General features: G+C 51.0%; 18 protein-coding genes. 7 read left to right on the forward strand and 11 right to left on the reverse strand.

The window, feature by feature from the left end:
* Positions 1 to 14 precede the first annotated feature (14 nt).
* Complete coding sequence (locus tag Q3Y66_RS13615; RefSeq protein ID WP_008956171.1) at positions 15 to 947, forward strand: glycerophosphodiester phosphodiesterase family protein; 933 nt, start codon at positions 15 to 17, stop codon at positions 945 to 947.
* Between the two features lie 58 nt (positions 948 to 1,005).
* On the opposite strand, the gene Q3Y66_RS13620 is transcribed toward Q3Y66_RS13615, so the two are convergent.
* A complete protein-coding gene (locus Q3Y66_RS13620; RefSeq protein ID WP_008956172.1) occupies positions 1,006 to 1,914 on the reverse strand; it encodes a dihydrodipicolinate synthase family protein in 909 nt (302 codons plus the stop codon).
* Positions 1,915 to 2,343: 429 nt separating this feature from the next.
* Between Q3Y66_RS13620 and Q3Y66_RS13625 the strand changes: the two genes are divergently transcribed.
* The 4 genes from Q3Y66_RS13625 (at position 2,344) to Q3Y66_RS13640 (ending at position 7,747) form a co-directional block, all read left to right on the forward strand.
* The gene (locus Q3Y66_RS13625) at positions 2,344 to 2,817 is read left to right on the forward strand and encodes a hypothetical protein (protein ID WP_008956173.1); all 474 of its coding nucleotides are present in this window, start codon (positions 2,344 to 2,346) and stop codon (positions 2,815 to 2,817) included.
* Between the two features lie 91 nt (positions 2,818 to 2,908).
* Positions 2,909 to 4,006, forward strand: a complete 1,098-nt coding sequence (locus Q3Y66_RS13630) for a hypothetical protein (protein ID WP_008956174.1) — start codon at positions 2,909 to 2,911, stop codon at positions 4,004 to 4,006.
* 34 nt (positions 4,007 to 4,040) lie between these two features.
* Complete coding sequence (locus Q3Y66_RS13635; RefSeq protein WP_008956175.1) at positions 4,041 to 6,881, forward strand: EAL domain-containing protein; 2,841 nt, start codon at positions 4,041 to 4,043, stop codon at positions 6,879 to 6,881.
* Between the two features lie 47 nt (positions 6,882 to 6,928).
* Complete coding sequence (locus Q3Y66_RS13640) at positions 6,929 to 7,747, forward strand: PEP-CTERM/exosortase system-associated acyltransferase (protein ID WP_008956176.1); 819 nt, start codon at positions 6,929 to 6,931, stop codon at positions 7,745 to 7,747.
* A 28-nt stretch (positions 7,748 to 7,775) separates the two neighbouring features.
* Here Q3Y66_RS13640 and Q3Y66_RS13645 read toward each other — a convergent pair whose 3' ends face one another.
* From Q3Y66_RS13645 to nfsA, 3 genes are all read right to left on the reverse strand, one after another.
* A complete protein-coding gene (locus Q3Y66_RS13645; protein ID WP_008956177.1) occupies positions 7,776 to 8,435 on the reverse strand; it encodes a hypothetical protein in 660 nt (219 codons plus the stop codon).
* Between the two features lie 151 nt (positions 8,436 to 8,586).
* Complete coding sequence (locus Q3Y66_RS13650; RefSeq protein WP_008956178.1) at positions 8,587 to 9,552, reverse strand: putative zinc-binding metallopeptidase; 966 nt, start codon at positions 9,550 to 9,552, stop codon at positions 8,587 to 8,589.
* 158 nt (positions 9,553 to 9,710) lie between these two features.
* Positions 9,711 to 10,442 (reverse strand): oxygen-insensitive NADPH nitroreductase, encoded by a 732-nt coding sequence (gene nfsA, locus Q3Y66_RS13655; protein ID WP_008956179.1) that lies wholly within the window; start codon positions 10,440 to 10,442, stop codon positions 9,711 to 9,713.
* Between the two features lie 215 nt (positions 10,443 to 10,657).
* Between nfsA and Q3Y66_RS13660 the strand changes: the two genes are divergently transcribed.
* Positions 10,658 to 11,745 (forward strand): IS3 family transposase gene (locus Q3Y66_RS13660; protein WP_085942797.1). Its coding sequence is split into 2 segments (ribosomal slippage): positions 10,658 to 10,913 and positions 10,913 to 11,745, totalling 1,089 coding nucleotides; the frame shifts between segments, so codons are not numbered across the junction.
* A 70-nt stretch (positions 11,746 to 11,815) separates the two neighbouring features.
* Here the strand turns inward: Q3Y66_RS13660 and Q3Y66_RS13665 are convergent.
* From Q3Y66_RS13665 to Q3Y66_RS13680, 4 genes are all read right to left on the reverse strand, one after another.
* Positions 11,816 to 12,796, reverse strand: a complete 981-nt coding sequence (locus Q3Y66_RS13665) for a lysylphosphatidylglycerol synthase domain-containing protein (RefSeq protein WP_008958875.1) — start codon at positions 12,794 to 12,796, stop codon at positions 11,816 to 11,818.
* A 5-nt stretch (positions 12,797 to 12,801) separates the two neighbouring features.
* Positions 12,802 to 14,001, reverse strand: a complete 1,200-nt coding sequence (clsB, locus tag Q3Y66_RS13670) for a cardiolipin synthase ClsB (RefSeq protein ID WP_035587152.1) — start codon at positions 13,999 to 14,001, stop codon at positions 12,802 to 12,804.
* A complete protein-coding gene (locus Q3Y66_RS13675) occupies positions 13,998 to 14,786 on the reverse strand; it encodes an endonuclease/exonuclease/phosphatase family protein (RefSeq protein WP_008958873.1) in 789 nt (262 codons plus the stop codon). The genes clsB and Q3Y66_RS13675 overlap by 4 nt, the downstream gene beginning before the upstream one ends.
* Positions 14,787 to 14,929: 143 nt before the next feature.
* Positions 14,930 to 15,421: a metallophosphoesterase gene (locus Q3Y66_RS13680; RefSeq protein ID WP_232774644.1), complete on the reverse strand. Its 492-nt coding sequence runs from the start codon at positions 15,419 to 15,421 to the stop codon at positions 14,930 to 14,932.
* A 243-nt stretch (positions 15,422 to 15,664) separates the two neighbouring features.
* Here Q3Y66_RS13680 and Q3Y66_RS13685 point away from each other — a divergent pair, with 243 nt between their 5' ends.
* A complete protein-coding gene (locus Q3Y66_RS13685; RefSeq protein WP_008958871.1) occupies positions 15,665 to 16,432 on the forward strand; it encodes a class I SAM-dependent methyltransferase in 768 nt (255 codons plus the stop codon).
* A gap of 75 nt (positions 16,433 to 16,507) precedes the next feature.
* On the opposite strand, the gene Q3Y66_RS13690 is transcribed toward Q3Y66_RS13685, so the two are convergent.
* The 3 genes from Q3Y66_RS13690 to Q3Y66_RS13700 all read right to left on the reverse strand — a co-directional run bounded on the left by Q3Y66_RS13690 (position 16,508) and on the right by Q3Y66_RS13700 (position 19,819).
* Positions 16,508 to 18,187 (reverse strand): methyl-accepting chemotaxis protein, encoded by a 1,680-nt coding sequence (locus tag Q3Y66_RS13690; protein WP_008958870.1) that lies wholly within the window; start codon positions 18,185 to 18,187, stop codon positions 16,508 to 16,510.
* 128 nt (positions 18,188 to 18,315) lie between these two features.
* Entirely contained in the window at positions 18,316 to 18,714 is a 399-nt protein-coding gene (locus Q3Y66_RS13695; protein ID WP_303319498.1) for a polymer-forming cytoskeletal protein, read from the reverse strand.
* 91 nt (positions 18,715 to 18,805) lie between these two features.
* Positions 18,806 to 19,819: an IS630 family transposase gene (locus Q3Y66_RS13700; RefSeq protein ID WP_303319479.1), complete on the reverse strand. Its 1,014-nt coding sequence runs from the start codon at positions 19,817 to 19,819 to the stop codon at positions 18,806 to 18,808.
* Positions 19,820 to 20,126 lie beyond the last annotated feature (307 nt).

Genomic DNA, 20,126 nt, shown 5'->3' on the forward strand with positions numbered 1-20,126 from the left:
CGAAAGGAATTCCCATGCAACGCCGTTTACTGGTTACATCAATAACCCTGGGCCTTTTCGGTGGTGCTGCCACCTCGGCGCTGGCGGAGTCCACGCCGCTGGAAAAGCAGCTCAAAGAGCTTGAGTCATTTCAGGTCATTGCTCACCGAGGCGCCAGCGGCCATGCACCGGAAAGCACAATGGCAGCCTATGAGTTGGCCCACGAATGGGACGTCGATTACTTGGAACTCGACGCTCAAATCACTTCGGACGGCGAGGTGGTGGTGTTTCATGATGACACCATCGATCGCACCAGTGACGGCGAAGGCGAGATCAATGATTACACGCTGGAAGAACTGAAAGCACTGGATACCGGCACGTGGTTCAACGAGCAAAACCCTGACAGTGCCGACACAGCCTTTGAAGGCGCTCTAATACTTACTTTGGATGAGTTATTGGAGCACTTTGGGCACGATGCACGCTACTACATAGAAACCAAGTCGCCGCAGTTGAACCCTGGCCTGGAAGAAGCGTTGGTAGCGCTGCTGGAAGAGCATGACTTGATCGAGAGTGGTCGGGTCCTGGTCCAGTCTTTCGAGCAAGATAGCCTGCTGAAAGTGCACGAATTAAACGAGAACATCCCGCTCATTCAACTGGTCTGGTATTACCCCAGCGAAGAGGAGGATGGGCGATTGGTGGAGTGGACGGACGTGACACCGGGGCCAGAAGAGATCACCGATGAGGACTTCCAGGCAGTGGCGGATTATGCGGTCGGTTTGGGCACCAATTTCATTTACGAAGGCGAGGAAGTGATTGACGCCGACTTCATCCGTCAGGCGAACGACAACGGCCTACCGGTCCATGTCTACACCATCAATGAAGCTGATGAAATGGAGCGTTTGATGGAAATGGGCGTCAACGGTCTTTTCACCAACTATCCTGATCGTCTGCTCGAACTCGTAGAGTAAGACCGCCTATAAACACTCAGCACGCCCAGCCTTGGCTGGGCGTTTTTGGTGAATCGCTTTACGCTCTGAAGTCAGCGGCCAGGTCGAGCTGCGCCACTACCTGCTCCACTCGTTTACGGTCATCCCCTTGTAGTGCTTTAAGTGGTTGAGGCAAGCAGGGTTGGCTGACCTTGCCGGTTAACTCTGCAATGGTGGCGGCTACCCGCAAGCTGCCACCATATTCACGATAAAGCGCCCATAACGGCTCAAGCGCACTGGAAAGCGCATTGGCCTGCTGGGTATCTCCCGCTTGGGCAGCCCGAGTCAGCGCCAGTGCTGTGCGGGGATAGAGCCCGCCGATAACGGAGTACCACGCATCGCAGCCGGCGTTTAGCCCTGTAGCGGCGGCCGGGTCGCCGCTGATGCCTATGGTGACCTCTGAAGGAATGAGCGCACGCAGCCGCACCACACGCTCGCGCGCTTTCTCGATATCATTCACTACTGGCGAGATCTTGATAGAGCGCACCTGTGGCAATTGAGCAATACGCCCGTGCAGCTCATCGCTGAAATCAAAATGGGTGGTGCCGGGATTGTCATACACGCATAGCGGAACGCTCAATGAACGGCTGACGGTGGCATAGAGGTCGTACACTTCATCGTCGGTCAGCTTTTGATAGGACACCGGTGCCAATAATAGCCCACTGGCACCGGCTTGCTGGGCACGTTCCGCATTAGCCAGCACATCGCGGGTACGTAATGCACCTATGCCTACGACTACAGGCACAGTCCCGGCGTTTTCGACACTAAGACTGGCCACACGGGCGCGCTCTGCAACGCTTAAATAGGCGTAGTTGCCGGTCGATCCCAGCACGCCAATGGAGTCCACACCAGCTGCGGCCAAGTGTTCCACTAAGTGAATAAACTCACGCTCTTGAATGCCGTGCTCGTTCATGGGAGTTAGCGGGAATGCACTCAGGCCGGTGAACATGGCGGATGATCCTTTTAGGATGGCAGAGGAAGATTTTCAAACGAACTTAATGCAATGAGTATCGCACAGACGCTTAGCCATTAAGTACAAGCTCTCATCAGCGACGGGAAGTATAAGCCAATCAAAATGGACAAAGTTGAATGGAAAAAAATCAAAAAACAACCGCCACCAAGAGCCCTCGCTCTTCTTTAACATAGCTACCTGTTATTTTTTTTGAATTGATGTAGTGTTTGTGTCCGTGCCGTATCGATACGGCACAGTTTTTTTGGTGCTTATCCCTTAGTTAAACAAAGGGCACTGAATATAAAAAACAACACCGATAGACCGCGAGGGAGAACACGTCATTAACTCATACACCGATAAAGTCCAAGATAGAACTGCATCGTGCATGAACCTGGCGTTCATCAATCAACCAGTAAGATACCGCCCATGCCTTCACCTGTCTTGAGCGGTTCTCTCATGCGATTGGCGTTACTGGCAATGGTCACCCTCATGTTGCTGGTGATGCTCACTTTCACATGCACAAATGCCATCGCTAGAGAAGCCCCTCTTTTTTTAGTCGCCCATCCTGACGTCGCCACCCGCTGGTTGAATCGCGATACTACCCGCGCGATTTTTGCGATGCGTCAACGCACATGGCCGGATGGCCAAGCGGTCAGGGTCTACGTTTTAAATAATAGTGATTCCGTGCATGCTCGCTTCACCAAAGAGCAGTTAGCGGTATATCCGCACCAGCTTCAGTTAGCCTGGGATCGCATGGTCTTCTCGGGAACCGGCCAAGCCCCTGACCGCGTCGCTGACCAGGCAGAGATGCGCGAGCACGTTGCCACGACACCCGGCGCCATTGGCTACCTAGAAAGGGAGTATCTGGATGATAGTATCCAAGTTATCTCAATGGAGTGAATACCGTGCTGTTGCCGCTCTGTTAGGCGTTGTTATATTAGGAGCTTCTACCCAAGCCCGTAGCGATGAAAACGTTAGGGATACTCTGCAGATGCATGGCTTTCTTAGTCAGGCGTTAGTCGTTACTGATGATAACGACTTTTTTGGCCCCAGCAGCCAAGATGAAGGTAGTTTCGAGTTCACCGAAATCGGTCTCAACGTCTCATTACGCCCTCACCAGGATGTGTTACTGGCCGCACAAATGTTAAGCCGACGTGCAGGTGGCGATAGCAGCGACGCTTATCCAGAGCTTGACTATGGCCTGATTGATTACCAAATGGTTTCCGATCAGCAGCGCACCTTTGGTATTCAGCTAGGCAGGATTAAAAATCCGTTTGGGTTCTATAATCAAACACGCGATGTGGCGTTTACACGCCCTAGCATACTGTTACCTCAATCACTTTATTTTGACCGGACACGTTCATTGGCTCTAACAGGAGATGGACTAACGTTATATCTGGAAGAACGATTGGATAACGGCGTTATAAGAGGTCAGCTTGGTTTAGGAAAACCCCAGGCAGACAAAGACTTAAATCAGACGCTTCAGTTGCATCGTATACGGGGCTCTTTCGATCCGCAGCAATCTGCTATTGCACAAGTACGCTATGAGCATGACGCAGGACGTATCGTTGCGGCTCTCAACCATGCCAATGTCAGATCCCAAATAGATACCTATTCCCCCAACGTGAGTGATGGAGATTTTTATTTCAGGCCCTGGGTTTTTTCGTTGCAGTATAATCAAGAACTCTGGAGCGTAACGGCCGAGTATGCACTGCGCCGCTCAGGGTTAAAAAATTTCAATCAACCGGCTTTAAATTTCGATACGACCGGTGAAAGTTGGTATGTGCAGTATACACGGCGCTTTTATAACGATTGGCAGTGGCTAATCCGTTACGACAGCTTAGTCAGTAACCGTGATGATGCTTCTGGAAAAGCCTTTGAAGCTAGTGGCCTGGGGCCTGCTCACGCTCAGTTTGCAGATGATTTAACCTTTGGCTTGCAGTGGACACCGCATCCTCAGGTAATGCTGGCAGGCGAATACCATCATGTGGATGGTACTGGCTGGCTGCCTGCTCAGGACAACCCGGATTCATCAGCAACCAGCCGACGCTGGAACATGTGGCTGTTCCAGTTATCGCTGCGTTTCTGATCTATTACTCGATCCTGGCTAGGATACTACTGCGATGAAGATACCCGCCCTTTTTCAAATCCCACAGCGCCTTAGCCTGACTTGGCGTGTTATCGCATTGAGTAGCCTACTGCTTTTAGCATTAGTTAGCCTATTTACTTGGTTGGGTCACGAAAATCTCACCCGCCAGTTTCAGGAAAGCCGAAGCCAACACCATGAACGTCAACAGCGTGAAATTCATTTAGCGTTAACGCGTTCCTCCGAGAATTTACGTCAATTAGCCGGATTGACCGCTGCTTCAGCAAGTTTAGGCTCACCTTTACAAGCAGGAAATACCATTGATGTGGAGCAAGCGCTGGATTCCCAGTGGCCTGCACTCCAGCTTGAGGCGGGAATCGATGAGATTCTAATCGTTAATTCACGTGGTCAAGTCTTGGGGAAATGGGGCTCCGGCAATGCAGAAGCACAGCTACCCATACTCAGTTGGGCGCAACGAGTCATGAATACAGAACGGCCACTAACCACGCTTCGCTGTGCCGTTAGCTGCCAACAATTTGCTGCAGTGCCGGTATTGGTAGAGGGAGAAAGTGTCGGTATGGTCGTGCTATCCCGCTCATTAGCGGATGTCACTCGACAGGCGAAGGAAGTCTCTGGCAGCGAAGTCGCTTTACTGGTCACAGGCGCGGCTGAAGACAGTAATGTAACCGTCCCACGACAACTGAAGGCATGGAATGGGTATCTATTAGCGCTCACCAGTGAAGAACAAAGCTTGGCACCGTTGCAGCGAGCAGCAGAAGCCGCGACAGTGGACCATTTGATAGAAGCACCGTTACGCTTTGAGCATACTGGCAGGTATTTGGAGCTTAGTGCTGTCCGCATGGAGGAGAGCAGCGAGCAAAGCAACAGTGGTTACTTCTTGCTGATATCGGATATTACCGAGCAAATTAATGCCATCCATAACGATACACGCACCCTATTGTTCGTTGGTGTGCTTGGCTGGATTGCCGCTGAATTACTACTGCTCGTCATACTGCTTGGCCCCATGGCACGGCTGCGTAGAGTCGCAGGCTTGCTACCCATACTGGCGAGTGGGCAATTTAGCGATATTCGCTCCGCCCTTCCCAATCACCGCCATCGCATTGCAGACGAGATAGATATACTCGAAGTCACCACGCTTGAGCTTTCTCATCAACTCGAAAGGTTGGAAAGCGAAGTACAAGAGCGCGGTAGCCAATTAGCTGAGCGTATTGATGAACTGGCCCAAGAGCGTGATTTCGTCAATAGCTTACTGGATACCGCTCAAGTATTTATCGTTGCCCAAGACAGCACAGGACGCATAAGCCTAGTCAATGAGTATACTCAATTGATGCTAGGAATAAGGGAGGCCTCCCTGCTAGGACGTTATTTTGTAGATGTCTTCGAGACTGGCGTCTTTACCACAGCGAATGCAATTACCCTTCCTCAACAAGAGGAGAAAACGCTGCGCACCCCCGATCATCATCTCCACACTATCGCTTGGTATCATGCGCCTTTGCATACAGGTAACGAGGAACCGGTATCGCGCATTTCCGTTGGCCTTGATATCACCGAACGCAAGGCCGCCGAAGCGCGGCTAACTTGGCTTGCCGAACGAGATCCGCTGACCGAGCTATACAACCGGCGCTACTTCCAACATGCACTGCAAATCGCCATTGAACGCTCTGCCACTGCTAAAGGGGCGGTACTGCTGCTGGACTTAGATCAGTTCAAGGAGATTAACGAGCTGAGTGGCCACCACGTGGGCGACAAATTGTTGCGTGAAGTGGCCGATACACTCTTCCATAAGCTAGGTCGGCGTGGCGTCATCGCCCGCTTAGGGGGCGATGAATTTTCACTGTTACTCGAAGATACCAGTGCCGACCAAGCAGTGACAGTCGCGCAGTATATCGTTCAGCTGCTCGACGATATCGGCTTTGTGGTCGGAGAGCGGCGGCATCGCGTGACGGCGAGTATTGGTATTGCGCTGTTCCCCACCCACGGCAATACGCCTGCCGATCTGATGGCGAGCGCCGATGTGGCTATGTACAAAGCGAAGGAGAGTGGCTTCCAGCACTGGCACCTCCTTTCTAAAGCTGAGAATGCCAAAGACGAGCTGCAGGATCGCGTCTACTGGGTTGAGCGGATACGCAGTTCGCTGGAAGAAGACAGCTTTGAGCTTATGGTTCAACCTATCATTAGATTAGAAGATCAAGATATAAAACATTACGAAGTGCTGCTACGAATGCGCAACGCAGATGGCAGCTTAGTTTCTCCCGCAAACTTTATTCCTATCGCCGAACAGAGCGGCCAAATCGTGTTGATTGATCGCTGGGTAGTGCGGCACAGTTTAAAAGCACTCAGCCAACTGCAGGATCGAGGCATTACGTTTGCAGTTAACCTTTCCGGCCAGTCCTTACATGATGAGGGGCTAAAGCAATATTTAGCCGAGGAAATAACCGCCAGCGGCGCTGACCCTCACCATTTGATACTGGAAGTGACAGAGACCGCAGCGGTTACCGATTTCTCTGCTGCACGCGGTGTATTACAAGCCGTGCGCAGCCTAGGGTGCCGCACCGCTCTGGATGACTTTGGTGTTGGTTTTAGTAGTTTTCACTACCTTGGGCAGTTACCCGTTGATTACATTAAGATAGACGGCTCTTTTATTCGCAGTTTGTTAATTAGCCCTGACAGCCGCGTTATCGTTCGCGCTATTGCGGATATAGCCAAAGGCTTTGGTAAGCAAACCATTGCCGAGTTCGTTGACCAAGAAGCATTGTTGCCTATATTAAAGGGCTATGGAATAACGTATGGGCAGGGGTACCATTTAGGCAAGCCCACCAAGCTTACCGAAGCATTTTTTGGAATCAGTTACTTATAATAGAAGCAGTTTCAATTTCATTCTTGGACTGAAAAGGATAGCGCGTGATGTCTTCACCTCGTATAGCAACAAATAGGGAAGCACCTTCAGCATTACTGGAAAGGTTTATTCAAGAATTTAAATTTAAACTGTGTATCACTGAGCAGGAAAAACATAAAGTTTATCGTTTAAGGCATGACGTTTACTGCGAAGAGCTGCAATATGAAGAACCGACTGACCCTTACAACAAGCTCGAATATGATATTCATGACCAAAATTCTATTCATTGCTTGATTGAACATCGCAGAACCGGCCTAGTGGCCGGATGTGTGCGAGTCGTCATTCCAAAGCCTTCTAGCCCTCAGCCGCTAAACCAGCTTCCTTTACAGACATATGGCAGCCAGAGCCTAACTCATCCAGAGTTCCATCCCGAAAAGCTGGCTATAAACAGTTACTATGAAATTTCTCGTCTTGCCGTTAATCCTCTCTTCAGAACCAAAGCAAAAGAAAAAGAAAAAGACATTTTAGCAAACACAAGCACTAGTACCTTTTTTTCCGTAGAGGAAAGGCAGCTATTCTCATTGCTGGCAAGCGGGCTATTCATCACAGGTTATTCATTAGGAAAACAGCTAGGTAAAATACAGGTGTTTGCCATGATGGAACCTAGCCTGCCTCGGCTACTCGCGCTAACAGGGTTTCACTTCACCAAGGTAGGAGAAACCATTAACTTTCATGGCAGAAGAAGCGCCTACTACATAGATAAGCAAAAAGCAGAAAGTGGTTTAAAGAAAACGTTGCTACCCTTATATCTGCACATACAACAAACTCTCGCCCCTCAGTTAGAAGAAATGCTGGCCCAAGAAGCCAGCATTTCTCTTACCATGTAAATAAAAATGCCTGTTATAAACATAGAGCCTAGGCTTCGGCGGTTGAGCTCCCACGATCATCCAAAGTGTTCGAACGCTTAAAATCATTAACCGTAACGCTGGTAAATTTCTCCAAGAAAAATACTAGCGTTTCGGGATATCGAAAGCGCTCTACAAAGCGCTCTTGACCTTCTTGCGAACGCCGCGTCACGCTTGCTTGATAGCCGCTGTTAGATTTTGTCACTTTAACGCTATTTTCTCGAGCACCATCACTGGTAACAGCGGTTAGGGAAGAATTACTCGTTAGTAAGGCATCAAGCTGCTGGGCAGCCGTGTGTTCTTCTTCAGTCGCCCATAGAGGTTGATCGCGATCCCCGTAGTGGAAAAGCATAATTACCAACATGACGGAAAAAATACTGCTGGTAAGCATCCAGGTTAATAAAACGCTCGATAACGGTGTGGTGAGCATTACGACTAACTGAATCACAATACCCACCGCTAGTATTCCCGCCAACGGCCTCCACATACGCGGGTTCATAAACCGCCGCTTCAGGGTATACCCCCACAGCCCAATCACTGCTATTGCGCCCACCAGCAAATACACGGGAGAGAGCAGTGTCCCGCCACCTGCTAATAAGGCGATGACACCGATGATAAGCATCACTGTGTAGAAAGCTGCTAATAGGCGGTAAGCGCGGTCTAGATTCATCAGTCAATCTCCATGCTTAATGGCCGGTGTCATGAGTGGTGTACCGGCCTTTGTTTTTATCGGCTATGGTTCTCGTCATACTTTATGCAGTATAGGCAATGTTGTGACTTCTACACGCCACGCGGCGTCAATGGCTTAATTTAAATTTGCATTAAAGTCCCTGGGCGCCACGACGCAGCCAATCATGCACAAATGCCAGCTTGCGACGAGCGTTTTCAGAAAGCACAAAGGGATAGAGGTCCGGCAAGCCCATAGAGCGGTTAACATGATTAACACCCACAGTGAGCGCCGCTGCCACGTAAATCAAGCGATCGGCATCTGGCTCCGCATACGGCTCCCACTGATGACTGGGCAGCTCTGGTGAAGAGAGATCGGATGCTGCAAAGCTATCGGCGATATCGGTTAAATGCAGCAAGTGGGCAGCCGTCTCGGCCCAATCCTCATGGGGATGGGCAGATGCGTAAGTGGTTAAATAACGCTCTTTCCAATCGGCGGGCGGTCCGTTTTGATAGTGGCGCTGGAGCGCGGCGGCATAATCCTGACGCTCGTCACCAAACATTTCCCGGAAAGCGTCAAGAAAATCTTCCCGCAGGCTAAGCCGCCACCAAAGCATATGCGATATTTCATGGCGCATGTGGCCAATCATGGTGCGATAAGGCTCTTCTAACGCTTCACGCCGCGTTGTCACCAGTACAGGATCGACCTCGGCAACGCTGATGGTAACGACACCTTCAATGTGGCCCATGGGCACGGGCTTTTTGCCTTCCGCTAGAAGATGAAAAACCGGCGGCGCGCCTGGGTCTTCGGGGCGGAACCAGTGCCAGCGGCCCAGGTTATCCAGCACCCAGCGCTTCGCCGCTTCGGTTTGGGCCCAGTTCGGAATCGCGTTAGGAAGGCTGGGATCGGGCGCCAGCGCAGTCATCGCACAAGAGCGGCAAAAAGCGCCTTGTTCGGGGGCTATCCAATTACAACCGATGATGTCTCGATTAATACAGAACGGCGGCATAGGCACAAAAGCCCGGGCCTGGGGATCATAGGCGACGGGGACACCGCCAGCCGTTGTAAGATTGTCGAACCAAAGAGAGCCGGAACCGACGGGGTTAGCAAATACGCGCATGCGGTGGAGCTCCTGAAAACGAGGAAAAGAGATCATCAAATAAACCGTTGAGCTTTCTCTTTTCCAAAATCCTAATAAAAAATGTGCTGCGCCTATTTCTTCATTGCAATACTGTTCATTTCAAAGCCATTTCATTTCAAAGCCATTTCATTTCAACGCTACTTCATTTCAAAGCCACGCTTGATCAAGAAATCACGCATATGCGGGCGCAGCTTGGTATCGAAAAGTGGCTTGAGATTGTGCGACCAATCGGTATTTTTATTACTACTGCTACGCGCTTGGTAGTAAGCCTGCATTGTGGCATCAAAACGTTTCACCTGCTCACCGTCTTCAGTGTAGTAGTCTTCTTTTAGAACCGCTTCCACTGGTAACCGCGGTTTTACTTCAGGATCATGATCCGGGTAGCCAAGACACATACCAAACACGGGATAAACATGCTCAGGCAGGCGTAATAGATCACTAATTGCTTGGGGATTATTACGTATGCCGCCGATATAGCAGATACCCAGCCCTTCAGACTCAGCCGCCACTGCAACGTTTTGCGCCATCAGCGCCGTATCTACCGTCGCTACTAACAGTTGTTCCGTCATGCCGCGCACTACGTTCGCCCCCGTCTGCTCAGATGCCTCAGTAGGCCGTTTCATATCGGCGCAAAACACTAGAAAGTCGGCACAGGTCGCAATGTATCCTTGCCCACCCGCCAGCTCCGCAATCTGTTCGCGATTAGCCTGATTTTTAACATGGATAACGGTATACGCCTGGACATGGCTGGACGTAGCAGCCCCCTGCCCGGCCTGGATAAGCTCAATGAGCAGCTCCCGTGGGATCTGGCGGTCACTGAATTTACGGATCGAACGGTGGGATTTAAGTAACTCAATAACGTCGTTCATGGTACCTCGTCTTGGCATATTGGCTGTCGCTAGTAAGCGCTAGAACCACCTAGCATAACTCCCTTATCCTATCGGCTATGCCGAAACCTCACCAGCTTCTGCCAGCATCGAATGCCAATCGCTCTTCTGCCGGTGGTTGCACCATGGTAATCCCCCCGAAAAATAATCGCGGTGATAAGTGGAATTTTGTACTCTGAACAGACAGGAGATTCCACATGCGAAAATCACGTTTTACCGACAGCCAGATCATGGCGATTCTGAAGCAAGCCGAATCTGGCGTGCCGGTTCCTGAACTTTGCCGCGAGCACGGTATGAGCAGTGCCACGTTTTATAAATGGCGTTCGAAGTATGGCGGTATGGACGCGTCCATGATGAAGCGCCTCAAGGACCTGGAAGACGAAAACCGTCGACTCAAGAAGATGTACGCCGAAGAGCGCTTGAAATCCGAGCTTCGCCAGGAGGCCCTTGAGGGAAAGTGGTAAAGCCATCTCAACGCCGAGAGATGGCAAAAAATGCAGTTGATGCCGATCGCTGCAGTGTACGGCTGGCCTGTGTGGCCTTTGGTATCAGTGAGACCTGTTATCGCTACCGGGCAAAGCTGAGCCATGAGAACGCGGTGATTGCCGACTGGCTGGTGCGTTTAACCCATAACCAGCGTAACTGGGGGTTTGGGCTGTGTTACCTGTATCTGCGCAACGTGAAGGGCTTCGGCTGGAACCATAAGCGCATCTACCGGATTTACCGGGAGCTGGAGCTTAACCTGCGGATCAAGCCCAAGAAGCGACTGGTGCGGAAAAAGCCGGAACCCTTGTCGGTACCGCAGGTTCTGAACGGCTGTTGGTCTATGGACTTCATGCACGACCAGTTGGCAGACGGCCGAACGTATCGATTGTTCAACGTGCTCGATGACTACAACCGGGAAGGTCTGATCATCGATGCAGACTTCTCGCTGCCGGCAGAGCGCGTAATACGCTCTCTCACGCAGTTGATCGAATGGCGCGGCAAGCCAAAAGCCATTCGCTGTGACAACGGCCCGGAATACATCAGCGGTAAGCTCGTTACCTGGGCAAGGCAGGAAGGCATTGAACTTCGATATATCCAGCCGGGGAATCCGCAGCAGAATGCTTATGTTGAACGCTACAACCGAACAGTCCGTTATGATTGGTTGAGCCATTATCTTTTCGACTCGATCGCTGAAGTACAGGATTTTGCCACACGCTGGCTCTGGACGTACAACCACGAGCGACCGAACATGGCATTGGGTGGGATAACACCGAAACAGAAGGTGGCCATGGCGGCCTAACCAACTCTACTTATCGCTTCGGTTATAAATGGGGGGATTACCCCATGGCTATCTTTTAAGTGCCCTCTTTTTAGTGCCGTGGCTCCGATTCTCTTTGTTGTTTTTTGCTCCAGCGCTCCAGCAGTAGATACACCATGCACGCCAGCCCCAGGGGGAACAAAAAATAGAGCGCGCGATAGCCGATCAAAGCAGCGAGAATGTCGCTCGTGGACACTTGATGTTGCAACAAAGCGATGAACACAGCTTCAAGCACACCCAGGCCCGCGGGAATATGAGTCACCACACCCGCAATACTGCTGACAAGAAGAATACCGAGGATAGTAGGGTAGAAAACGCCCTGGGGTAGCAGTAGGTAGACAAGCGCGGCCATCAAGGACCAATTAACCGCGCCAAGCAACATCTGAAGCAGAGCTAGTCGTAGCGAAGGGAGAACGATTTCATGACCCCGCCATTGCCAGGTGCGTCGCCGTGAATAACGACACGCTAACAGATAGAAAAGGCAAACAAGCAATAACCCCGCCCCAATAAACTGCAACCCTAGCGTGCCAACTTGCCAATGTTCAGGCAACTCAATCAGCCTAAGCGTAAATAGCGTTCCGGCAAGCAGCATATAGCCCAGCCAATTGGTGGTTAAGCTCACACTCAGCACACGCGTCACGGTCGCCACATTCAGGCCAAACTTTGTGTATAGCCGATAGCGCAAGGCAATGCCGCCAACCCAGGCGCCCAGATTGAGGTTAAAGGCGTAGCATACGAAGGCTAACGGCAGCACCTGCTTGATCGGCAACTCATGGCCGGTATAAAACTTGCCCAGCAGATCGTAACTGCTGAAGACGGCAAAGCTTGCGGCAGTAATGCCAAGCCCCATCATGACCAGGGCGGGACTATAGCCGCGCAGCGTTTCGATAACGGCCTGCCAGTCCATATTCTGGACCAGTGAAAATAACAAGATCGCGACCACCATAAAGAGCAGCAAAGTGACGCCGTGCTTCAGCCAACGACCCCAGGCACTGCGCAGTTTAGCGCTCGCTTTTTTGCTGTTTGACTGCATCCGGCTCACTCCTGTGCACGCTTGTGCTTCCGCGACCTAGGCGCCAACGTTTCCATTCGAGCCACATGAGCGGGTAACCACCCCATTCGCCTAGGGAAATGACGCAGGAAATGAAAACTCGCGAACATAAGCGGCGCCCGCCACCAACGACCTTTTTCCGCGGCTTCGGTTGTTATCCTCTTACAACTGCTCTCGATAAGCTCAGATAGGTGTTGATGGATCTGTTGGTTGAGCCTAGCGTCGCGAACGAACAGATTGGCTTCCAGGTTCAGTGACAGGCTGAGTGGATCGAGATTGCTTGATCCCACCGTTGACCATTCATGATCAACGATCGCGATCTTTCCATGTAAAGGATGCTCGGTATACTCAAAAATGCTAATGCCCTGCTGCAACATATAGCTGTAAAGCGAGCTGGAGAACATTCTAGCCCAGGGCATATCAGGGCGGCCCTGCAAAATCAGCGTGACGTTAACGCCCCGTCGCGCCGCGTTTCGCAATTCATGAAAGAGACGATAACTGGGAAAGAAATAGGCATTGGCAATGACTAGATGTGACTGCGCCGAACGAAATGCTTGGAGATAATGCTCTTCGATATCATTACGATGAAGGCTGTTATCACGAATAGCCAGCCTTATAGCGGCGCTGCCAGTGGGGGGAGGCAACGCCCGGATCTGCGGTAGTTCCTGTACCGCCTGATGCTCTACCAGAAGCGCTCCAGCAGCATCACGAATGTCCTTTACAATAGGGCCCCTTACTCGCAAGCCATAATCTTGCTTGCCCATGGCATATTTATCGGGCAGGTGATCGGCGCCGAAGTTGATACCGCCGATAAAAGCCACATCGCCATCTACCACGACGATCTTACGGTGAAGACGGCGAAACAGGTTAGTACGCATACCGAACAAGCGCGGTTTGGGGTCATAAACATGCAGGTGAATACCAGCGTCTGTCAGCTCTGTTATATAGTCGTTGTCCAGATCCGCTGTCCCATAGCCGTCTACCGTGACGTCTATACGTACTTGCCTAGCGGCAGCGTCGAGTAGGGCCTCCTTTAGCTCCCGCCCCACTTCATCGTTGAAAATGATGAAGGTTTCAATCAACACTTCTTCGCGAGCCGAACGAATGCAGTCAAATACGCTATTAAAATACTGACTTCCATTGATTAGCAATTCGGCTTCGTTACTTTCCGTCCATTGGAAATTCACAAGCATATCTCGGCAATGAGGGGGACATGATCCGACAGGTGAGTCCAGGGCTTTCGAGACAATGCGCGGGGGTTACGCACTGAAACGTTACGCACATAGATACGATCAAGACGCAGCAGCGGCCAGCGCGCCGGAAACGACTTCGCTGGGTGACCATAATGGTGTACGAATGCTTCAAACAGCCCACATTCCGCCAGCACATGGTCTGCCTGACGCCGCCAGTCATTGAAGTCTCCTGCCACAATAACCGGCTCGTCATTTGGTAGGGTGTCGAGCAGTTCACACAGTAGCTTCATTTGCGCTAAGCGATGCCCTTGCCGTAGACCGAGATGAACGCAAACGGCATGTACTCCACTGTGGCCGGGCACATCCAATTGGCAATGCAGCAGGCCACGTTTTTCGGTGTCCTGAATGGAGACATCCTTATTGTCGTACTGCAGTATCGGGTAGTGGGATAACAGCGCGTTGCCATGATCGCCATTAGGGTAAACAGCGTTACGACCATAGGCAAAATCTGGCCATAACGTGTCAGCGAGGTATTCGTATTGAGGCACGCTGGGCCAGTCGTGAAAGCGAACTGCATGTTTTCGGTGCTCGCCTATCACTTCCTGGAGAAAGACCAAGTCTGCGGATAGGGTCGTTACCGCCTCTCGAAGCTCCGGCAGGATATGACGTCGATTAAATACATTGAATCCCTTATGCACATTGAGCGTCATGACCTGTAACGACGCGACAGGCGTAATAAGTCGTGTCCCCTTTGTTGCAGACTGTTCCTTGGCATTCACCTAACGCTCCCTTTCCGCTCCATGACATGGCCCATTTGGCAACCCACCAAGAAAAAGCTTAGCAGGAGAGCCTTGGTCTTGCCTTTTACCGGCCTCTTCTTGGTGCCAATGGCAATCGCTGGAGAGCAACGCGACAGAACACATTACAACAAATGTATTATCGCCCCGCGTATACCGCGTTGATCAATCCATAATTTGCCTAACGTAATGGGAAGCTTAAACCGACGCTTTCCCGCCGCACCTGGATTAAAGAGCAATATTCCTGCCTGGGTTTCGTTGCGAGGTTTGTGAGAATGGCCGTGCAGAACGGCATCGCAAGGAGTCGATGGGTCAAAATCCGCTAAACGATGAACAAGGTGCAGATGATGGTCATTTACCATAATGTCCTGATGCACGGGCAAGCTCCCCGCCCATGCTGCCGTGTCGATATTTCCCTGCACGCAGTGAACCGGCGCCAGAGTTTCCAGGTGTTCCAAGATCGCTTTGTCCTCCTCTTTGTTGCCCACGTCTCCCAAGTGCAGGATTAGCTCGCATCCCTGCAGCAGGACAAGTGCTTCACCACGCAACAACCCGTGAGTATCGGCAATAATTCCGACGGGAGAAGCAATGTTGTAACTCGCCATTGATGAGTTCATTAATACGGGTTTCTCGCTTTTTTTGCACTTTGTTGTAGTAACAATTTCGTCGCTTTTATTGATAGAACGCTACGTAACATTACTCAAATAGATCATATTTTTAAATAAACAGAAATGTCGTGATGTAATTGTTTTAGATTTTCGTTATCTATCTAATAAGTTAAGCAACAGCGAGCTATACTATGCTGGCTATCATTATATGACTGCCCCTTGATGGAATAATAACGACGCCAGGAAGCCGACATGACGAATATTTCTCCAAACGCACCCGGGCAAGAGTGGAATGCCAATGGCTACGCCCAGAATGCTAATTTTGTACCTAAGCTAGGCAGCGAAGTCGTCAAACTGTTAGCGCCTCAACCTGGTGAACGCATTTTGGATCTTGGCTGTGGCGATGGCGCGTTGACAGAGCGCCTAGTGCAATTAGGGGCTGATGTACTAGGGATTGATGCTTCAGAAGAGATGGTGGAGGCCGCACGACAGCGTGGCATTACCGCGCGCGTGGTCGATGGCCATCAGTTGCCCTTTGATCATGAATTTGACGCAGTGTTTAGCAACGCGGCGCTGCACTGGATGCTTGATCCCCAGGCTGTTTTGGCAGGTGTTAAGCGGGCGTTGAAGCCAGGGGGCCGGTTTGTGGCCGAGTTTGGTGGCCATGGCAACGTAGCCGCCATTTGCACCGCGCTGGTTGCAGCCCTGCAGTTTCGGGGCATTAGCGCGCGCGGGCGCCATCCCTGGTACTTTCCTACAACGCAAGAATACGGCCGGATACTGGAAACAGTAGGCTTCAAGGTAGAAAGCATTGAGCTGATTCCTCGCCCCACTCCTTTGCCTACGGGCATGATTGGTTGGCTTGAAACGTTTGCCAGCCCGTTTTTACATGGGCTTGATGAAGATGTGCGAGAGGCCGTGCTGGAAAATACCTTATCGCTTTTAGGCCACAGCCTGCGGGATGAGCAAGGAAACTGGACAGCCGATTATGTACGTTTGCGCGTTTCAGCCCGCGCATAAAACTTAACAAGCTTCTAAACAAAAAAGCCGCCGATAGAGAACGTTAACATCGGCGGCTTTTACTTAAACCAAGACCTAGAATTCATCCCACTCGTCAGCGGTAGCCTTTTTGCTTTGCGTTGCTTGCTGGCGTGGCGCTGCTTCAATGTGACGGTTAGTGTCTTGCTCTTGCGTAACATGAGGGTGGATTAGCACACCATTGCTACTGGCACTCTCATCAATGCGGAAAGTAGCCATCAAATCGGCTAGTTCGCGGGCCTGTCCCTCTAAAGAGCTTGCGGCGGAGCTGGTTTGTTGAACGAGAGCAGCATTTTGCTGGGTCCCCGAGTCCATTTCAGTAAGTGCTGCGTTGATCTGTTCAATGCCACTATTCTGCTCTCGCGTCGCGGTCGAAATTTCACCCATCAATGTGGTGACTTGGCGAATTGCATCCACTGTTTGATGAATGGTCTGCCCACTGCGCTCCGCCTGTTCGGCGCCACCGTTAATTTTCGTGGTGGTTTGCTCAATCAAGCTACGGATCTCTTTTGCCGAGTCTGCACTGCGAGTTGCTAACGAACGCACCTCGCTGGCCACCACGGCAAAGCCACGGCCTTGCTCCCCGGCACGAGCCGCCTCAACTGAGGCATTAAGTGCCAAGATGTTAGTTTGGAAGGCAATTGAATCAATCACGCCGATAATATCGTTGACTTGGCTTGCGCTAGCGGCAATCTCACGCATTAGTTGCACTGTGCGTTCTACTTCTTCACCACCTGACTCCGCAGATTGTGATGCCGTCACCGAAAGCTTATCCGCCTCTTGGGCCGTTTCAGCATTTTTACTCACCGTCGTCGACATCTCTTCCATGCTGGAAGCGGTTTGCTGAAGAGCTGAAGCCTGCTGTTCTGTTCGTGAAGAGAGATCCTGGCTTCCCGCCGAAATATCACCCGCACCACTGAAGACACGCTCGCTGCTGCCTCGTAATGCTATCACCAGCTGTTTTAATTTCTCCTGCATAGCCGCTAACCCACTGAACAGCTGGCCAATTTCATTGCGGCCACGGTCCTCTATGTGCCCCGTTAGATCGCCATCGGCAATCCGAGCAAAATGCGCACTGGCGTCGCGTAGTGGCCTGACAACGCTACGCATCATTGCCCACCTAATGACCACCGCTGCCACGAGTGAAATCACTAGCAAGGTAATGGCAATGACACCAATAACAGTGGCTAAGTGGTTCACTTGTTGAAGGACACTAGCGCCGCGTCCTTCGGTATAGGCAATAAATCCACTCATGGCCGCATCAAGCTCAGCGCTTAAAGCCCCCAGTTCTTCTTGGCGGCGCTGAATTTGAAAAGGAGCGGCCTCGAGCAATGGGGAAATCCCCTCTGTCACAAAGGCTTCATAAGCGCTGATAATGGCATCACGATGTGGCGCCAAAGTGCCTTCAGGGTTGATTGGCACAGCACGAAACTCATTAAATCGCGCCTCTGCTTCAGCGACTGCCTCTACCGCCCTTGCAAGACTTTCCTGCCCTTTTTCGGGGTTGCCTTGCGTGCTAAAGCTCGCCGAGCGGTCTAAGAAGGTTTGCGCTCTTAATGAGTGTACTTGTGTGCGGTTGGCTAAGTTGGTGAGTCGTACGTTGGTGGCTGTCAGTTCTTCAAGTGCTTGAGAGCTGTTGTGATTCGCGTAGAACCCAAGCCCGCTGATCAACCCAATCATCAGCACCAGCAAGGCTAACGCAGCAGTCAGACTCCATTTAATAGAGAGGTGCTTCATCCGGTGATCCCTTTTTCATTTATAAGTCATTCAATTAGGTATCGGCGAAGCTCAAGACAACTGAAACGATCTGGAGTGATTTTAGACGTTTGTATAATACGTAGCATGAAAGGGAGCGGTGGTTGCCTTTAAGACACCATAGCAACTTTCGGCCGATTTCGACGGTCTTGCTCAGCGACTTCCACTTGTAGCCAAGCGCCCGGCATACACGCTAACCGAGGTGCTTCGATCACACCTTGGATGTGTGCACGTGCTAGCAGCGTGGCTTTCGTATTGGCTTTCAGTGTCCCCACCACGTGACCATCAATCTCGACACGACTGCCTTCCACATAAGACGTTACATAGCCAGTCGCCGTCACCGACACAGTGTGATTAGGCGCAATGACCGTTCCCGTTACGTGCCCTTTAATGTGCACTGGCTCGTCGGCGATTACTTTGCCTGTAATACGAGTCGCCGCTCCAATTCGGCTCCCGCCAAGGGAAGGCTCTAAGGCGGCCTCTACCCCGGTAGCGTCAGCCGTTTCCAATGGTGGTACCTCTTCAAGAGGTTCGCTAAGAGTAGGTGAAGCACTGACAGTAGATAGATGTTGCAGACGATCAGATAAACCAGCTAAGTGGTTATGCAAAAGTTATTGAGTAATCAGTGCCGTAACCATTACATACTTTTTTGACCGCTTCACAAAGCTTATCGAACGAACTGTAGGCTGTTAACGGTAGCCACCGGTATTTGATTTCGCGCCAAAGGATTTCGATCAGATTCAGCTCCGGCGAATATGGCGACAAGTAGACCAGGTGAATGCGATGTGCCATCCAATCAATAAGTTTGCGCTGGAACGCCTTGGAACGGTGCATCCTGGCATTATCCAGTATCACGACGGCGAATGCGTCAGGGTCTTTATGTGCCGCAAACTGATCAAAGGCTTCTATAACGGTTTCAGTGGTCACTGAGTCGGTGGTCATATGGTGAAAAAACTCACCTTTTCTGGTGAGAAAGCCCAGTACATTCAGCCGTTTGCTGTGTGGGTAGGCCGTGACTTCCCAGGGCTTGGCTATCGGGCTCCATGCATAAGGAAGTGACGATGATTGCGAGAAACCGGCTTCATCAAAGAAATAGAGATCGCACTCACCATCATCTTCCCACTCCTTCAATACATTGATTATCTCTTGCGTATGGCGGAAATCCGCTTCGTCACGATGTGCCCTCAATGAGCGGCGTATCCGCTTACAGCTATAGCCTTTTTTTAACGCGCGCCGCAACGTGTCCTGGCTGACGACGTTACCTGTCTGCTCCTGAAACTTGGCATGGAGGACAGGCAATTGATGGGGATACTCTTCAACCAGTTGTTCTAACACAGCAAGATCGCTCTCGCTGAGAAGGTGCGGGCGTCCTTCGCGAGGCTTGTCTTGAAGACCTTCAATACCGTCTGCTTCCCATTGGGATAACCAAGTCGATACCGTATCGCGCTTAACCCCAATAATATCGCGAATCTGGTTAATCGTATGGCCCTTGTGGTTGAGCAGAATGGCGTGGGCCCGACGACGTAGTGCTCTCTTTTCGCCGTACTGGTAGGCTTCATTTAAGATACGTTGCTGGTCAGGTGTTAAAGAAACGAAACGTAAGCGCCGAGACATGGTTCTGTATTTTACTCTGATGGATCTTTGTTCTTTATACGCGATAATTTATGCAGAATCACTTATACGCTGCGTACTCTTACCACGTTTGCCATCCAATACAATCAGCGTCATGGCACCAACGCCTAGAATAATAAACCATGCTTGAATACCCATACCGCTACCCTGTCACCTTAAATGTGGTTATCCCAGTTAACGTTATACGCGCTCTAATGAGATATCGGCAGCGCGAATAGGCACCCTCACTTGGCTTAACTCTAGGCTTTGTTAAGTGAACAAGCAGATTAAAGTGCTAGATGGAATTTTT

The organism is Halomonas sp. HAL1 (genome assembly GCF_030544485.1).
GTDB lineage: Bacteria > Pseudomonadota > Gammaproteobacteria > Pseudomonadales > Halomonadaceae > Vreelandella > Vreelandella arctica.

Bases quoted from the DNA above. Each gene is read 5' to 3' on its own strand.
- Q3Y66_RS13615 (WP_008956171.1), top strand. From the start codon at position 15: ATGCAACGCCGTTTACTGGTTACATCAATAACCCTGGGCCTTTTCGGT.
- Q3Y66_RS13620 (WP_008956172.1), bottom strand. From the start codon at position 1,914: ATGTTCACCGGCCTGAGTGCATTCCCGCTAACTCCCATGAACGAGCAC.
- Q3Y66_RS13625 (WP_008956173.1), top strand. From the start codon at position 2,344: ATGCCTTCACCTGTCTTGAGCGGTTCTCTCATGCGATTGGCGTTACTG.
- Q3Y66_RS13630 (WP_008956174.1), top strand. From the start codon at position 2,909: ATGCATGGCTTTCTTAGTCAGGCGTTAGTCGTTACTGATGATAACGAC.
- Q3Y66_RS13635 (WP_008956175.1), top strand. From the start codon at position 4,041: ATGAAGATACCCGCCCTTTTTCAAATCCCACAGCGCCTTAGCCTGACT.
- Q3Y66_RS13640 (WP_008956176.1), top strand. From the start codon at position 6,929: ATGTCTTCACCTCGTATAGCAACAAATAGGGAAGCACCTTCAGCATTA.
- Q3Y66_RS13645 (WP_008956177.1), bottom strand. From the start codon at position 8,435: ATGAATCTAGACCGCGCTTACCGCCTATTAGCAGCTTTCTACACAGTG.
- Q3Y66_RS13650 (WP_008956178.1), bottom strand. From the start codon at position 9,552: ATGCGCGTATTTGCTAACCCCGTCGGTTCCGGCTCTCTTTGGTTCGAC.
- nfsA (WP_008956179.1), bottom strand. From the start codon at position 10,442: ATGAACGACGTTATTGAGTTACTTAAATCCCACCGTTCGATCCGTAAA.
- Q3Y66_RS13665 (WP_008958875.1), bottom strand. From the start codon at position 12,796: ATGCAGTCAAACAGCAAAAAAGCGAGCGCTAAACTGCGCAGTGCCTGG.
- Q3Y66_RS13680 (WP_232774644.1), bottom strand. From the start codon at position 15,421: ATGAACTCATCAATGGCGAGTTACAACATTGCTTCTCCCGTCGGAATT.
- Q3Y66_RS13685 (WP_008958871.1), top strand. From the start codon at position 15,665: ATGACGAATATTTCTCCAAACGCACCCGGGCAAGAGTGGAATGCCAAT.
- Q3Y66_RS13690 (WP_008958870.1), bottom strand. From the start codon at position 18,187: ATGAAGCACCTCTCTATTAAATGGAGTCTGACTGCTGCGTTAGCCTTG.
- Q3Y66_RS13700 (WP_303319479.1), bottom strand. From the start codon at position 19,819: ATGTCTCGGCGCTTACGTTTCGTTTCTTTAACACCTGACCAGCAACGT.